General features: G+C 62.5%; 12 protein-coding genes. 8 read left to right on the plus strand and 4 right to left on the minus strand.

Features of this window, described 5'->3' with window-relative positions:
• Positions 1-36: 36 nt before the first annotated feature.
• From HU715_RS01510 to gap, 4 genes are all read right to left on the minus strand, one after another.
• Positions 37-2,631, minus strand: coding sequence for a TonB-dependent receptor (locus HU715_RS01510; RefSeq protein WP_186709234.1), 2,595 nt, complete (start codon positions 2,629-2,631; stop codon positions 37-39).
• A 119-nt stretch (positions 2,632-2,750) separates the two neighbouring features.
• On the minus strand, positions 2,751-3,656 hold the full coding sequence (locus tag HU715_RS01515; protein WP_186709245.1) for a FecR family protein: 906 nt from the start codon (positions 3,654-3,656) through the stop codon (positions 2,751-2,753).
• Between the two features lie 129 nt (positions 3,657-3,785).
• On the minus strand, positions 3,786-4,298 hold the full coding sequence (locus HU715_RS01520; RefSeq protein ID WP_186709233.1) for an RNA polymerase sigma factor: 513 nt from the start codon (positions 4,296-4,298) through the stop codon (positions 3,786-3,788).
• 201 nt (positions 4,299-4,499) lie between these two features.
• Complete coding sequence (gap, locus tag HU715_RS01525; protein WP_003184623.1) at positions 4,500-5,501, minus strand: type I glyceraldehyde-3-phosphate dehydrogenase; 1,002 nt, start codon at positions 5,499-5,501, stop codon at positions 4,500-4,502.
• A gap of 230 nt (positions 5,502-5,731) precedes the next feature.
• Between gap and edd the strand changes: the two genes are divergently transcribed.
• From edd to HU715_RS01565, 8 genes are all read left to right on the plus strand, one after another.
• Complete coding sequence (gene edd / locus HU715_RS01530; protein ID WP_186709232.1) at positions 5,732-7,558, plus strand: phosphogluconate dehydratase; 1,827 nt, start codon at positions 5,732-5,734, stop codon at positions 7,556-7,558.
• Positions 7,555-8,514 carry a glucokinase gene (locus HU715_RS01535; protein WP_186709231.1) on the plus strand — a complete coding sequence of 320 codons (960 nt, stop codon included), beginning with the start codon at positions 7,555-7,557 and terminating at the stop codon, positions 8,512-8,514. Before edd ends, HU715_RS01535 begins: the two co-directional genes overlap by 4 nt.
• 181 nt (positions 8,515-8,695) lie before the next feature.
• Positions 8,696-9,427 carry a response regulator gene (locus HU715_RS01540; RefSeq protein ID WP_186709230.1) on the plus strand — a complete coding sequence of 244 codons (732 nt, stop codon included), beginning with the start codon at positions 8,696-8,698 and terminating at the stop codon, positions 9,425-9,427.
• Positions 9,417-10,886 carry an ATP-binding protein gene (locus HU715_RS01545; RefSeq protein WP_186709229.1) on the plus strand — a complete coding sequence of 490 codons (1,470 nt, stop codon included), beginning with the start codon at positions 9,417-9,419 and terminating at the stop codon, positions 10,884-10,886. Before HU715_RS01540 ends, HU715_RS01545 begins: the two co-directional genes overlap by 11 nt.
• Positions 10,887-11,128: 242 nt before the next feature.
• Positions 11,129-12,388, plus strand: a complete 1,260-nt coding sequence (locus tag HU715_RS01550; RefSeq protein WP_186709227.1) for a D-mannose isomerase — start codon at positions 11,129-11,131, stop codon at positions 12,386-12,388.
• A 116-nt stretch (positions 12,389-12,504) separates the two neighbouring features.
• Positions 12,505-13,806, plus strand: a complete 1,302-nt coding sequence (locus tag HU715_RS01555; RefSeq protein WP_186709225.1) for an ABC transporter substrate-binding protein — start codon at positions 12,505-12,507, stop codon at positions 13,804-13,806.
• Positions 13,807-13,988: 182 nt separating this feature from the next.
• Complete coding sequence (locus tag HU715_RS01560) at positions 13,989-14,897, plus strand: carbohydrate ABC transporter permease (RefSeq protein ID WP_003198535.1); 909 nt, start codon at positions 13,989-13,991, stop codon at positions 14,895-14,897.
• A complete protein-coding gene (locus tag HU715_RS01565) occupies positions 14,890-15,735 on the plus strand; it encodes a carbohydrate ABC transporter permease (RefSeq protein WP_003198539.1) in 846 nt (281 codons plus the stop codon). The genes HU715_RS01560 and HU715_RS01565 overlap by 8 nt, the downstream gene beginning before the upstream one ends.
• Positions 15,736-15,737: the final 2 nt, after the last annotated feature.

Raw genomic sequence — 15,737 nt, forward strand, 5'->3', positions numbered from 1 at the left:
GCCACAGGGCATTTGGCTTGTCGACAAAAATCTTGGTCAGATATCCCAGATCAGGTTCACCGCGAAGTTACGCCCGGGCGCCGTCAGGCGATCGAGGTTGGCGGGGCTCAGCACGGCCGCTTCGCCGACGCTGTCGTAGCCGCGCACGTCATCCCACAGCCAGTATTTCTTGTCGGTGAGGTTGTAGAGGCCGCCGCTGACGGTCACGTCGCCGGTCACCTTGTAGTAACCCGTCAGGTCGAGGATGCCGAAGCCTGGGGTCTTGAATTGGCTGCTCACGCCATCGGGGGAGTTGAAGTTGCTGTCGTCGACGCGGTCCTTTTTCTTGACCAGGGTCCAGCTGAGCAAGCTGCCGAACTGCTCCTGGTCGTAGCCCAGGCCGAACACGCCGGTGAGCGGGTTGATGCTGTTGAGCGGTTCGCCCGTGTCGTTGTTGCGACCGTAGAGGTAGGCCACCGAACCCTGGGTGTAAAGGCCTTTTGGCGCGCCCAGCACGTCCAGGTCCAGGCGCCCCTTGGCTTCGACGCCCTTGATGGTGGCGTGCTTGATGTTGTTGCTCTGGAAGGTCAACTGGTCGGCACCGGGGATGATGGCGTCCTCGTTGATGAAGTCGCGGTACTTGTTGTAGAACACCGCCACGTCGAACGAACCGGAATCGAAACGGCCACGCAGGCCGGTCTCGTAGCCCTGGCTTTTTTCCGGCTCCAGGTCGGGGTTGGGCTCCACGCTATAGCCAGGGTTGGTGTTCTCGAAGCGGCCATACAGGGCCTTGGCGGTGGGGGTGCGGAAACCCTCGGCGTACTGGCCGTACCAGGTGTACTCATCGCTCAGGGCGTACGTCACGCCGAACTTGGGCGAGACGCGATGCCAGGTCTTGTCCTTGCCGCTGACTGTACCGCCGCCGGTAGGGTCCACGGTACTGAGGAATTCCTCGGTCAGGTGCGGTTTGAGCCGGGTGTAGTCGTAGCGCAGGCCGGGGGTGAAGGTCCATTTGTCCCAACTGATCTGGTCCTGGGCGAACAGGCTGTAGGTGTTGATGGTCGGGTCGGGGAAGTCACTGGCTTTTGCCAGCACGTCCCGGGTGCTGATGGCGCCCACCGCCGGGCAACCGACGCCGACCGCCAGGCACACGCCATTGCCACTGCGCGAGCCGGTGACTTTCTGTTGCTTGAGGGTGGTGCCGTAGGTCAAGGCGTGGTCGGTGTCGGCGACGCTGAAGGCCTTGTCCAGTTGCGCATCGAAGACCCACTGCTTCTCTTCGTAGAGGGTCTCCCGGGTGCGCAGGACCTGGCGGGTGATGGGGAAATAGAACTCGGCGGTGCTCTGGTCGGTCTTGGCGACCTGGTGATTCAGGCTCCACTTGACGTGATCGGCCAGCAGGCTGTCGAGGGCGAAGCTGTGTTCCAGGCCGAAACGCTCGCGGGTGATGGTGTCGTTGCCGGTGCGCCACTGGTACATGCCGCCGGGCAGCATGGAGGTGGGGATCGTGGGGCGGCCGTTGGAGTAGGGGCCGCCATAGGCGCTTTTCAGGTCGCTGTCGCGGTCGTCCTTGTATTTCTCGTAGACCAGGCCAAGGCGTGCATCATCGTTATAGTTCCAGCCGAGCTTGGCCAGCACGTTGTAGGTGCGCACGTCTTCAGGGTTGGCGGCGGTGCGATCCAGGCCGGTGCCGTTGTGGCTGCCGTAGGATTCGGTTTCGTGGCCGTCACGCTGGCTATAGTGCAGCAAGCCATCGACTGGGCCGCTACGGCCGGCGACGGTGGCGGACTTGAGCCAGCTCTCGTCGGCGGAGCTGTAGCCGGTCTTCAGGCGCGCGCCGACGTCCTCGCCCGGCTTGATGATGTCGTCCGGATCGAGGGTGAAGTAGCTGACGGCACCGCCAATGGCATTGCTGCCGTACAGCACCGAGGCCGGGCCGCGGAGGATTTCCACGCGCTTGATGATTTCCGGGTCGACGTAGTTGCGTTGGGTCTTGGCGTAGGGGCCGTTGAAGAACCCGCCGGGTATTTCCACGCCGTCGACCTGGGTCAGGATCCGATTGCCGTCGATGCCGCGGATGTTGTAGCCGCTGATGCCGCCGCGCTGGCCCGCACCACCCACCGATACGCCCGGTTCATGGCGCACCAGGTCCTTGAGGGTATTGACGTTGTTGCGGTCCAGTGCCTGGCGGTCGTGGACGGTGACCGTGCTCGGTACGCTGGTGATGTCCTGTTCCTGGCGGGTGGCGCTGATGGTCACCTGTTGCAGTTCCAGCGCGCTGCCGCGGCTGCGTTTTTCCAGGACGATGCTGTTGTCGCCCAGCTTGCGATAGCTCAGTTGGGTCCCCGCCAGCAGGCGTTCCAGGGCTTTTTCCGGCGGTAGCGAGCCGTTCACCCCTGGCGACGCGACGCCTTCGGCCAGTTCCGCCGGCAGGCCGACCTGCCAGCCGGTGACCGCGGTGAATGCATTCAGGGCCGAGACCAGGGGTTGCCGGGCGATGGCAAAGGTGTAGTCGCCCATGTTGCGTGCAGGGGGCTGCACGGTGGTGGCGGCCAGGGCGAGCGGCGCGGTGCCGGCCATCAGGATGGCGGCGGTGAGCAGTGACAGCGTGCAAGAAGGGGCAAGAAACCGGCAAGTAAGGCGAGAGGACATCGATAGCGCTCCGTGTCGCATCTGTTATAGGTGCAGATTCGCATGGATAGATGCGAATCAATTGCATTGGCTATAACGAGACGAACCAGCGAAGCCTATCGAGTAAAAATAATTCTCATTTAGTTCAGGATTACCAGCGCGGGGAATTCCTGTAGGCGCGCCGAGGTGATGTGGGCCAGGGAACGGACCACGTCCAGCGGCTGATCGAGGCGGTAATTGCCGGTCACCGCGACGTTGGCCAATTGTTCGTTGCTGTTGATGATCCAGCCGGGGTAATAGCGGCGCAGCTCGGCCAGTACCTGGCTCAGCGGCCGGTTTTCGAACACCAGCCGACCCTGGACCCAGGCCAGCTCGGTGCTGGCATCGAGCCGGGCCGGGCGGTCGAAGCCGTTGGGGCCGATGCGGATGCTTTCCCCGGCGGACAAGCGTACATGGGTGTCGTTGCGGGTGGCCCGCAGGTCCACATCGCCGCGCTGCACCTGGACCTGGGCCACACCGTCGAGGTAACGCACGGCGAAGGTGGTGTCGCTGACGCTGGCGGTGACCGGGCCGGCATCGATTTCCAGCGGCAGGGTGCTGTTGCCCGGGACTTCGAAGAAGGCCTCGCCTTTGTACAGGCGCGCCACGTGCCGTTGTTCGTTGAACGTGCTGGAGAAGGCCGAATCGGTGTTGAGCAGGACCTTGGAACCGTCCTCCAATTGCAGGCGCTGGCGCTCACCGACCACGGTCAGGTGATCGGCCTGGAAATGCAGGGGTAGGTCGCTGAAGTTGAACAGGCCGAGAAGCAGAACAGCGGCGGTGGCCAGGGGTTTCCAGTGGTCACGCAGGCGCGACAGGGCGGTGACCTTGGGCGCGGTTTCCAGCCGGCGGGCACTTTCCAGCACCTGCGGGCCGTTCCAGATCGCCTGGGCCCGGGCAAACGCCTCGCCGTGACGTGGATCGGCCGCCAGCCAGGCCTGGAACTGCCGCGTCTGTTCCGCGCTGGGGCTGTCCAGCAGGATCAGCCAGTCCAGCGCCTGCTCCATGGCATGGGCGGTTTCCGGCGTCGGCTCAGGAGAAGGGGAGTAGTCCGTCACGGTGGGTTCTCTTATTAGCGGCCCGCACAAGCTACAAGCCGCAGGCATTAGGAGGCAAGCCTGTACGCAGCGTGAAGTTCATGGGTTGCGCTCAGCCACACCCACACAGATCGCCATGATCAGCTTCAGTTCCTTTTGCACGGTGCTCAGGGATACACCGAGCCGTTCGGCGATTTCCTGGTAACTGTGGCCATGCAGGCGGCTGAGGATGAATATCCGCTGTTGGCGCGGGCTCAGGGCTTGCAAGCTGACGTCCAGGCGCTCAAGCAGTTGCTGGGCATGGGCGGCGTCCTCGGCACTGCTCTGGGGGGCGACGACGTTGTGGACGACTTCCAGCGGTACGTCGTCCAACAGCGTTCGGGATTGGATGCGCCGGGCACGCAGATGGTCCAGCGCCAGGTTGCGGGCGGTCTGGAAAACAAAGGGTTCGAGGTGCTCGACCGTACGTTCGGCCAACGCTCGGGTGACGCGCAGGTAGGTTTCCTGAAGCAGGTCTTCGGCGGTACTGGGGTTGCTGACCATGCGCTCGAGGGTGCGTAGCAGCGGCGTGCGCTGGGCGAGGAAGACATGATGAAAGCGCGATTGACTCACGGTAGGGCCCGATCCGGTTCGAGAAGATGATAATGCTTATCATCTACATGGTGGGTCAAGCCTTCATTTCACCGGTCCCCTGTAACCCTGTGGGAGCGGGCTTGCTCGCGAAAGCGGTGGATCAGCCACCTTTTTTATTGACTGACACTCCGCTTTCGCGAGCAAGCCCGCTCCCACAAAAAAGCTCAACTGCCGTTTCAGTTACTCGGCGTTACACAACGCCAGGCAGTTATCCAGCATGCGGTTGGAGAAGCCCCATTCGTTGTCATACCAGGCCAGCACCTTGAGCAGCTTGCCGCTGGCCTTGGTGTGGTTGGCGTCGAAGATCGACGACAGCGGGTTGTGGTTGAAATCGCTGGAGACCAGCGGCAGGGTGTTGTAGCCGAGGATCTTCGAATGCTGGCTGGCATGGCGTAGCAGTTCGTTGACTTCTTCGGCCGAGGCTTCGCGCTTGAGCTGCACGGTGAGGTCGACCAGGGAGACGTTGATCACCGGTACGCGCACGGCCATGCCGGTCAGCTTGCCGGCCAGTTCCGGCAGCACCAGGCCCACCGCTTCGGCGGCGCCGGTCTTGCTCGGGATCATGTTCTGGGTGGCCGAACGGGCGCGGTACGGGTCGCTGTGGTAGACGTCGGTCAGGTTCTGGTCGTTGGTGTAGGCATGGATAGTGGTCATCAGGCCGCTTTCGATGCCCAGCTCGCGGTGCAGCACCTGGGCCACCGGGGCCAGGCAGTTGGTGGTGCACGACGCGTTGGAGATGATCTGGTGGGACTGGCGCAGGATGTCATGGTTCACGCCATACACGACGGTGGCATCGGCGCCCTTGGCCGGAGCCGAGATGATCACCTTGCGGGCGCCGGCGCTGATGTGCGCGGCTGCCTTGGCACGGTCGGTAAACAGACCGGTGCATTCGAACACGACGTCGATTTTCTCGGCGGCCCAGGGCAGTTCGGCCGGGTTGCGGATGGCGCTGACCGAGATGCGGTCGCCATTGACCGTCAGGCTTTCATGATCGTGCTGGACGTCGGCATCGAAGGTGCCATGCACGGTGTCGAACTTGAGCAGATGGGCATTGATTGCACTGTCACCCAGGTCGTTGATGGCGACGATCTGCAGGTCGCGACGGTAACCTTGGGTATACAGTGCACGGAGGACGTTGCGGCCGATGCGGCCAAAACCATTGATTGCGATTCGAAGAGTCATTAACTGCGCCGCCGTCGATTTGTTGTTGGAATTACAAGATTATTCGCATAAAAATAGAAAACAAGCCTTTTTAGTGGCAATATTTTGTTTTATCTACAACGAGTGACCTGAATCAACTGGTCCGAATGGTCAAAAACCGTCTGTCGCCTCGCCTTCCACACAGCGTGCAGCGGGCTTTTGACCAGCATAGACAATCAGGTCGCCACATCCGTTAGCCTGGAGTTCTACACATGCATCCCCGCGTTCTTGAGGTCACCGAACGGCTTATCGCCCGCAGCCGCGCCACGCGTGAGGCTTACCTTGCATTGATCCGTGGTGCGGCCAGCGACGGTCCGATGCGCGGCAAGCTGCAATGCGCCAACTTCGCTCATGGCGTGGCCGGTTGCGGCACCGAAGACAAGCACCACCTGCGGATGATGAACGCCGCCAACATCGCCATCGTGTCGTCCTATAACGACATGCTCTCGGCCCACCAGCCTTACGAAACCTTCCCGGAACAGATCAAGAAAGCCCTGCGCGAAATCGGCTCGGTCGGCCAGTTCGCCGGTGGCACGCCGGCGATGTGCGACGGCGTGACCCAGGGCGAGGCGGGGATGGAACTGAGCCTGCCGAGCCGCGAAGTGATCGCGCTGTCCACGGCGGTGGCGTTGTCCCACAACATGTTCGACGGCGCACTGATGCTCGGCATCTGTGACAAGATCGTTCCCGGCCTGATGATGGGCGCGCTGCGCTTCGGTCACTTGCCGACGATCTTCGTGCCCGGCGGGCCGATGGTCTCGGGTATTTCCAACAAGGAAAAAGCCGACGTGCGCCAGCGTTACGCCGAAGGCAAGGCCACCCGCGAAGAGCTGCTGGAATCGGAGATGAAGTCCTACCACAGCCCCGGCACCTGCACCTTCTACGGCACCGCCAACACCAACCAGTTGTTGATGGAAGTGATGGGCCTGCACTTGCCGGGCGCCTCGTTCGTCAACCCGAACACGCCGCTGCGCGATGCACTGACCCGTGAAGCGGCGTTCCAGGTGACGCGCCTGACCAAGCAGAGCGGCAACTTCATGCCCATCGGCGAAATCGTTGACGAGCGCTCGCTGGTCAACTCCATCGTCGCGCTGCATGCCACCGGCGGCTCCACCAACCACACCCTGCACATGCCGGCCATTGCCATGGCGGCGGGTATCCAGCTGACCTGGCAGGACATGGCCGACCTCTCCGAGGTGGTGCCGACCCTGAGCCACGTCTACCCGAACGGCAAGGCCGACATCAACCACTTCCAGGCGGCGGGCGGCATGTCGTTCCTGATCCGTGAATTGCTGGAAGCCGGTTTGCTCCACGAAAACGTCAACACCGTGCTCGGTCACGGCCTGAGCCGCTACACCCAGGAGCCGTTCCTCGAGGACGGCGAGCTGGTATGGCGCGACGGTCCGATCGAAAGCCTCGACGAAAACATCCTGCGCCCGGTGGCCCGCGCCTTCTCGCCAGAAGGCGGGTTGCGGGTGATGGAAGGCAACCTCGGCCGTGGCGTGATGAAGGTTTCGGCCGTGGCCCTGGAAAACCAGGTGGTCGAGGCCCCGGCCATGGTCTTCCAGGACCAACAGGACCTGGCGGACGCGTTCAAGGCCGGCCTGCTGGAGAAAGATTTTGTCGCGGTGATGCGCTTCCAGGGCCCGCGCTCCAACGGCATGCCGGAGCTGCACAAGATGACGCCATTCCTCGGTGTGCTGCAGGATCGCGGCTTCAAAGTGGCGCTGGTGACCGACGGGCGCATGTCCGGCGCATCCGGGAAAATTCCGGCGGCCATCCATGTCAGCCCGGAAGCGTATGTCGGTGGTGCGTTGGCCCGGGTGCAGGAGGGCGATATCATCCGTGTCGATGGCGTCAAAGGCACCTTGGAACTGAAGGTGGACGCCGAAGAATTTGCCGCGCGCACGCCGGCCAAGGGCCTGTTGGGCAACAACATCGGCACTGGTCGCGAGCTGTTCGGTTTCATGCGCATGGCCTTCAGCTCGGCGGAGCAGGGCGCCAGCGCCTTCACTTCTGCCCTGGAGACGCTTAATTGAAACTGGCTTTGGTCGGTGACATCGGTGGGACCAACGCACGCTTCGCGCTGTGGAAAAATCACACCCTGGAAAACATCCAGGTGCTGGCCACGGCGGATTACGCCTGCCCGGAAGATGCCATCGAGGTCTACTTGAGTGGCATGGGCCTGAAGCCGGGCGCCATCGGTTCGGTGTGCCTGTCGGTGGCCGGTCCCGTGAGCGGCGATGAGTTTCGTTTTACCAACAATCACTGGCGCCTGAGCAACCTGGCGTTCTGCGAAAGGTTGCAGGTGGAGAAGCTGTTGCTGGTCAACGACTTCTCGGCCATGGCCCTGGGCATGACCCGCTTGCGTCCCGATGAATACCGAGTCGTGTGCGAAGGCACCCCGGAGCCGATGCGTCCGGCGGTGGTGATCGGGCCAGGCACCGGGCTGGGCGTCGGTACGCTGTTGGATCTGGGTGAGGGCCGGTTCGCCGCGTTGCCAGGGGAGGGCGGCCATGTCGACCTGCCCATGAGCAGCCCGCGGGAAACCCAGTTGTGGCAGCACATCTACAACGAGATCGGCCACGTCAGCGCCGAAACCGCTTTGAGCGGCAGCGGTTTGCCTCGGGTGTACCGGGCCATTTGCGCCGTGGACGGCCATGTGCCGGTGCTCGATACCCCCGAATCCATCACCGCGGCCGGCCTGGCTGGCGACCCAATCGCTTTGGAAGTGCTGGAGCAGTTCTGTCGCTGGCTGGGGCGCGTGGCGGGCAACAATGTGTTGACGCTGGGCGGACGCGGCGGCGTCTACATCGTCGGTGGCGTGGTCCCGCGCTTTGCCGATTTCTTCCTCGAAAGCGGTTTCGCCAAGTGCTTCGCCGACAAGGGTTGCATGAGCGATTATTTCAAGGGCATTCCGGTCTGGCTGGTGACCGCGCCATACTCCGGCCTGATGGGCGCGGGCGTGGCGTTGGAGCAATCCGCCGCTGTTTGAAGTGAAATGTGGCCTCTTGTGGGAGCGGGCTTGCTCGCGAAGGCGGTGTGTCAGACAACAAAAAAGTTGAATGACACACCGCCTTCGCGAGCAAGCCCGCTCCCACAGGGGGGCGCAGTGTGTTTGTAGAACCCGTCCATCAGGCATAATCGCCCCCATCCAAACAACAAGGACGAGGCCCGTGAGTTCAGTAAACAAATCGATTTTGTTGGTCGACGACGACCAGGAGATTCGCGAGCTGCTGGACACCTACCTCAGCCGTGCGGGTTTCCACGTGCGGACCACGCCCGACGGCGCCGGGTTTCGCCAGGCGTTGAACGATGCACCGAGCGATCTGGTGATCCTCGATGTCATGCTGCCCGATGAAGACGGCTTCAGCCTTTGCCGCTGGGTTCGCCAACATCCACGCCAGGCGCATGTGCCGATCATCATGCTCACCGCCAGTTCCGACGAGGCCGACCGGGTCATCGGCCTTGAGCTGGGCGCCGATGATTACCTGGGCAAACCCTTCAGCCCGCGTGAGTTGCAGGCGCGCATCAAGGCGCTGCTGCGCCGGGCGCAATTCGGCCAGGAACGCGCCGGCGGCGAAGTGCTGGCCTTCGATGAATGGCGGCTGGACATGGTCAGCCATCGGCTGTTCCATACCGACGGTGAAGAAGTGATTCTCTCCGGTGCCGACTTCGCTTTGCTCAAGTTGTTTCTCGACCATCCCCAGGAAATCCTCGACCGCGACACCATTGGCAACGCGACCCGTGGCCGTGAGCTGATGCCCCTGGACCGGATCGTCGACATGGCGGTCAGCCGCTTGCGCCAGCGCCTGCGGGACACCGACAAGCCGCCGCGGCTGATTCGCACGGTGCGGGGCAGCGGTTACCAGTTGGCGGCCAGTGTGGTTGCCAGCAATGGTCATTGACGGGATCAAGAAAATCGCCCGGCGGGTACCGGTGCCGCGCTCGTTGCTGGGCCGGATGTTGTTGCTGACTTTGCTGGTGGTGCTGTTCGCCCAAACCCTGTCCAGCCTGATCTGGGTTTCGCAATTGCGCGCCACCCAACTCGAAGGCCTGGTCACCAGCGCTCGCAGCCTGGCCCATTCGATGACCGCCAGCGTCAGTTATTTGCGCTCGCTGCCCGTGGCGTACCGGCCGTTGGTACTGGACCAGTTGCGCAGCATGGGCGGCACGCGGTTCGTCGTCACCCTCAACGACAAACCCCTGGGCATGGACGTGCTGCCGGTGACGCCGCGCAAGCAGGCGGTGCTCACGGCCGTGGATGAAGTGCTGCGCCGCTCCTTGGGTCATAACGCCGACATCTCGGTGACGTTCGTCAGCCCCGACGACCTGCGGATTTTCAATGCCGGGCTCAAGCTCGATGAACTGCCTCGTTCGTGGGCCCACTATGCCCTGACGCTGGAGCCGGTAAATCCACCGGTGCTGGTCACGCAGATCCAGATGGCGCCGGGGGAATGGTTGTACATCGCCTCGCTGCTGCCCGAACCGTACACCAGCCTCGAAGAGCAAGACCTGCCCAAGCAACAGGTTGGTTTCATCGTGCTCACCAGCAGCCTGTTGTTGCTGTTCATCGGCTTGCTGGTGCACTGGCAGAGCCGGCCCCTCAAGCGATTGGCGCGGGCCGCGCGGGACATGTCCCTGGGCGCCGAAGTGGAGCCGGTGGCCGAGGGTGGCGGCAGCGAAGTGGTGGAAGTGGGGCGGGCGTTCAATGCCATGCGCGAACGCATCAGCCGCTACCTGACGGAGCGCAGCCAGTTGTTCAGCGCGATCTCCCACGACTTGCGCACACCGATTACCCGATTGCGCCTGCGGGTCGAGCTGCTGGAGGACGAAAACCTGCAAGCCAAGTTCGGTCGTGACCTGGATGAACTGGAGCTGCTGGTCAAAGGCGCGCTGCAATGCGTCAAGGACACCGACATCCACGAGAACATCGAGCCGGTGGACCTCAACCATGTGCTCGATTGCCTGGTCGAACCTTACCTGGCGCCCAACGGCAACGGCCGGGTGACCCAGGATGGCCGGGCGCTGGCGCCGTATCCCGGCAAGCCGCTGGCCCTCAAGCGTTGCATCGGCAACCTGATCGACAACGCCTTGAAATACGGGCAGAACGCCCACCTGCACATCGATGACGATGAAACCGCCTTCATCCTCCACGTCGACGACGAAGGCCCCGGGGTGCCGGAACAGCGCCTGGAGCAAGTCTTCGAGCCGCATTTCCGTCTCGCCGGGCAACAGCAGGGCTATGGCCTGGGCCTGGGCATCGCCCGCAACATCGCCCACAGCCATGGCGGCGAGGTGAGCCTGCAGAACCTTCGTGAAGGGGGGTTGCGGGTGACGTTGCAGTTGCCTCGTAGTGTGGATTAATAGACCGCGTTATCGTTCTTCGCGAGCAAGCCCGCTCCCACATTGGTCCTCATTGGACACAGATATTGTGTTCGACACAGATCCCCTGTGGGAGCGGGCTTGCTCGCGAATACGTCAGTAGCCTCGACGCATGCCGCAGGGGAGTGTCACAAGTCGGTGACATAACTCGCCCCTTTCGTTACCTGCCCCTCGCCATCCCTTGTTTAGACTCCCTGCGTCAAAACAACAAAAAAGGTACTCCGATGGACACCTTCCAACCGGCCTTCAGCAGTTGGCTGAATGCCCCTGCCCACCAGCAATGGCTCGCCGATGAAGGCGTGCGGCTGCTGGCGTTCGCCAAGGCCTCGAAGCTGCCGGACGGCTTTGGCAACCTGGATGAGCTTGGGCGCCTTCCGGCCGATGCCCGGGCCGAAACCATGAACACCGCGCGCATGACCCACAGCTTCGCCATGGCCCATATCCAGGGCTTGCCGGGTTTCGCCGAGCTGGTGGACCACGGTATCCAGGCCCTCAATGGCCCCTTGCGCGATGCCGAGCACGGTGGCTGGTTCGCCACGTCGCAACCCGATGCGGACAGCACCGGCAAAGCCGCCTACCTGCATGCCTTCGTCGCCCTGGCGGCCAGTTCCGCGGTGGTGGCCCAGCGTCCCGGCGCCCCTGCATTGCTGGACGAAGCGGTGCGGATCATCGACGCGCATTTCTGGTGTGAGGAGGAGGGCGCCATGCGCGAATCCTTCAACCGCGACTGGCGCGAGGAAGAGGCCTATCGCGGTGCCAACAGCAACATGCACGCCACCGAAGCCTTTCTCGCCCTGGCCGATGCCACCGACGATCCGCGTTGGCTGGCCCGCGCCCTGCGCATCGTCGAACGGGTGATCCATGATCACGCCGCCGCCAACGACTACTTGGTGGTGGAGCATTTCGACCGCCATTGGCAGCCACTGCGCGACTACAACCAGGACAATCCCGCCGATGGTTTTCGCCCCTACGGCACCACGCCCGGCCACGGTTTCGAATGGGCGCGGTTGTTGCTGCACCTTGAAGCGGCGCGGGTGCAGATTGGCATGCTGACCCCGGGTTGGCTGGCCCAGGACGCGCAAAAACTCTTCGACCAAAACTGCCGCCACGGCTGGGACGTCGATGGTGCGCCGGGCATTGTCTACACCCTGGACTGGGACAACCGCGCCGTGGTTCGCCACCGCCTGCATTGGGTCCACGCCGAAGCGGCGGCCGCGGCCAGCGCCTTGCTCAAGCGCACCGACGAGGCGAAATACGAAGCCTGGTATCGGCGTTTCTGGGAGTTCTGTGACAAGCATTTCATCGATCGCTGCAACGGCAGTTGGCATCACGAACTCGATCCGCAAAACCGCCCCAGCGCCGATATCTGGCCGGGCAAGCCGGACCTGTATCACGCCTGGCAGGCAGTCCTGATTCCCCGCCTGCCCCTGGCACCGAGCATGGCGTCAGCCCTGGCGCGGTTATCCAGCCCTGCGCCTGTGTAACCATGTCGTGACATTTGCACGTCCCTTCGTTACCTGCGAAGGGATTCCCTCTGATTAGAATCCATGCAGCGCAAGCTCCAGACTTGCATGCATAACAACAAGAAAGGTAATTCTAGATGAATGCGATTTCTCGCCTCGCTACTGTCATTTCTCTTGCTTCCCTGCTTCCCGTCGCAGCATTTCCCGTCACTGCCCTTGCCGCCGAATCCAAAGGTTCCGTGGAAGTCGTCCACTGGTGGACGTCGGGTGGCGAAAAAGCCGCGGTCGATGTGCTCAAGGCCCAGGTAGAAAAAGACGGCTTTACCTGGAAGGACGGCGCTGTCGCCGGCGGTGGTGGTTCCACTGCCATGACCGTACTCAAGAGCCGTGCCGTGGCCGGCAACCCACCGGGTGTCGCCCAGATCAAGGGTCCGGACATCCAGGAGTGGGCGTCCACCGGGCTGCTCGACACCGACATCCTCGAGGACGTCGCCAAGGCCGAGAAGTGGGACAGCCTGCTCGACAAGAAAGTCTCCGATACCGTGAAGTACGAAGGTGACTACGTCGCCGTGCCGGTGAACATTCACCGCGTCAACTGGCTGTGGATCAACCCGGAAGTCTTCAAGAAAGCCGGCATCACCAAGAACCCGACCACCCTTGAAGAATTCTATGCGGCTGGCGACAAGCTGAAGGCCGCGGGTTTCATTGCGCTCGCCCACGGCGGTCAGCCTTGGCAGGACAGCACCGTGTTCGAAGCCGTGGTGCTCTCGGTCATGGGGGCCGATGGCTACAAGAAGGCCCTGGTCGACCTGGACAACAAGGCCCTGACCGGTCCGGAAATGGTCAAGGCGCTGACCGAACTGAAGAAAGTCGCGACCTACATGGACGCCGACGGCAAGGGCCAGGACTGGAACCTCGAAGCGGCCAAGGTCATCAATGGCAAGGCCGGCATGCAGATCATGGGTGACTGGGCCAAGAGCGAGTGGACCGCCGCGAAGAAAGTCGCCGGCAAGGACTACGAGTGCGTGGCCTTCCCGGGCACCGACAAGGCCTTCACCTACAACATCGACTCCCTGGCGGTGTTCAAGCAGAAGGACGCAGGCACTGCGGCGGGCCAGCAGGATATCGCCAAGGTCGTGCTGGGTGAGAACTTCCAGAAAGTCTTCAGCATCAACAAGGGCTCGATCCCGGTGCGTAACGACATGCTCGGCGACATGGCCAAGTACGGTTTCGATTCCTGCGCCCAGACCGCGGCCAAGGACTTCCTGACGGACGCCAAGTCCGGCGGCCTGCAGCCGAGCATGGCGCACAACATGGCGACCACGCTGGCGGTACAGGGTGCGTTCTTCGATGTGGTGACCAACTACATCAACGACCCGAAAGCCGACCCAGCCGATGCAGCCAAGAAATTGGGTGCAGCGGTTCAGTCAGCCAAGTAATTAGCGCCGCGGTCCCTTTGTGGGAGCGGGCCTGTGGGAGCAAAGCTTGCTCGCGATGAACGATAACGCGGTCATTCGAAAGACCGAGGTGCCTTCATCGCGAGCAAGCTCAGCTCCCACACAAGCTCGCTCCCGCACAGGGAATGTTCTGTAGTCTTTTTTCCCTTGTACTGGATCTTCCCATGAGTTCTGTTGCTGTGTTCAGCAAGGCCTCGCCGTTCGATGCATTGCAGCGCTGGCTCCCGAAACTGGTGCTGGCGCCGAGCATGTTCATCGTTCTGGTGGGCTTCTATGGCTATATCTTGTGGACGTTCGTCCTGTCGTTCACCACTTCGACGTTCCTGCCGAACTACAAATGGGCAGGCCTGGCGCAGTATGCGCGGCTGATGGACAACGACCGCTGGTGGGTGGCGAGCAAGAACCTGGCGCTGTTCGGCGGCCTGTTCATTGGCATCACCCTGGTGATCGGCGTGCTGCTGGCCGTGTTCCTGGACCAGCGCATTCGTCGCGAAGGTTTCATCCGCACCATTTACCTGTACCCGATGGCGCTGTCGATGATCGTCACCGGTACGGCCTGGAAATGGCTGCTCAACCCGGGCATGGGCCTGGACAAATTGTTGCGTGACTGGGGCTGGGAAGGCTTCCGCCTGGATTGGCTGATCGACCCGGACCGCGTGGTGTACTGTCTGGTGATCGCGGCGGTGTGGCAGGCCTCGGGTTTCATCATGGCGATGTTCCTGGCCGGCCTGCGGGGTGTCGACCAGTCGATCATCCGTGCCGCACAGATCGATGGCGCGAGCATGCCGCGCATCTATTGGAAAGTGGTGCTGCCGAGCCTGCGCCCGGTGTTCTTCAGCGCCGTGATGATCCTGGCACATATCGCGATCAAGAGCTTCGACCTGGTGGCGGCGATGACAGCCGGTGGCCCGGGTTATTCCTCCGACCTGCCTGCCATGTTCATGTATTCGTTCACCTTCAGTCGCGGCCAGATGGGCATGGGCTCGGCCAGTGCAATCCTGATGCTCGGTGCGATCCTCGCGATCATCGTGCCTTACCTGTACTCCGAGCTGAGGACCAAGCGTCATGACTAGTCTCGCTGCCAAACCTTCCATCAGCCTGAGTCGCATCGCGATCTACGCGGTGCTGATCCTCGCCGTGCTGCTTTACCTGGTGCCGTTGGTGGTCATGCTGTTGACCAGCTTCAAGACGCCGGAAGACATCAGCACCGGCAACCTGCTGAGCTGGCCGACCGTGGTCAGCGGCATCGGTTGGGTCAAGGCCTGGGCCACGGTCGACGGCTACTTCTGGAACTCGATCAAGATCACCGTCCCGGCGGTGCTGATCTCCACCGCCATCGGTGCCTTGAATGGCTACGTGTTGTCGATGTGGCGCTTCCGCGGTTCGCAGCTGTTCTTCGGCCTGTTGCTGTTCGGCTGCTTCTTGCCGTTCCAGACCGTCCTGCTGCCGGCCTCGTTCACCCTTGGCAAGATGGGCCTGGCCAGCACCACCACCGGTTTGGTGTTCGTGCACGTGGTCTACGGCCTGGCATTCACCACGCTGTTCTTCCGCAACTACTACGTCAGCATTCCCGATGCGCTGGTGAAGGCGGCGCGACTGGACGGTGCAGGTTTCTTCACCATTTTCCGGCGGATCATCCTGCCAATGTCGACCCCGATCATCATGGTTTGCCTGATCTGGCAGTTCACGCAGATCTGGAACGACTTCCTGTTCGGCGTGGTTTTCTCCAGCGGTGATTCGCAACCCATCACCGTGGCGCTGAACAACCTGGTCAACACTAGTACCGGGGCCAAGGAATACAACGTGGACATGGCGGCGGCGATGATCGCCGGGCTGCCGACCCTGCTGGTCTATGTGGTGGCAGGCAAGTATTTCGTGCGCGGCCTGACGGCCGGCGCAGTCAAGGGGTAATC

The sequence above is a fragment of the Pseudomonas zanjanensis genome, from assembly GCF_014268745.2.
GTDB classification, from domain to species: Bacteria; Pseudomonadota; Gammaproteobacteria; order Pseudomonadales; family Pseudomonadaceae; genus Aquipseudomonas; species Aquipseudomonas zanjanensis.

Coding starts and splice junctions, on each gene's coding strand:
- HU715_RS01515 (WP_186709245.1), bottom strand. CDS start 3,656: ATGGAGCAGGCGCTGGACTGGCTGATCCTGCTGGACAGCCCCAGCGCG.
- HU715_RS01510 (WP_186709234.1), bottom strand. CDS start 2,631: ATGTCCTCTCGCCTTACTTGCCGGTTTCTTGCCCCTTCTTGCACGCTG.
- gap (WP_003184623.1), bottom strand. CDS start 5,501: ATGACTCTTCGAATCGCAATCAATGGTTTTGGCCGCATCGGCCGCAAC.
- edd (WP_186709232.1), top strand. CDS start 5,732: ATGCATCCCCGCGTTCTTGAGGTCACCGAACGGCTTATCGCCCGCAGC.
- HU715_RS01565 (WP_003198539.1), top strand. CDS start 14,890: ATGACTAGTCTCGCTGCCAAACCTTCCATCAGCCTGAGTCGCATCGCG.
- HU715_RS01555 (WP_186709225.1), top strand. CDS start 12,505: ATGAATGCGATTTCTCGCCTCGCTACTGTCATTTCTCTTGCTTCCCTG.
- HU715_RS01560 (WP_003198535.1), top strand. CDS start 13,989: ATGAGTTCTGTTGCTGTGTTCAGCAAGGCCTCGCCGTTCGATGCATTG.
- HU715_RS01545 (WP_186709229.1), top strand. CDS start 9,417: ATGGTCATTGACGGGATCAAGAAAATCGCCCGGCGGGTACCGGTGCCG.
- HU715_RS01550 (WP_186709227.1), top strand. CDS start 11,129: ATGGACACCTTCCAACCGGCCTTCAGCAGTTGGCTGAATGCCCCTGCC.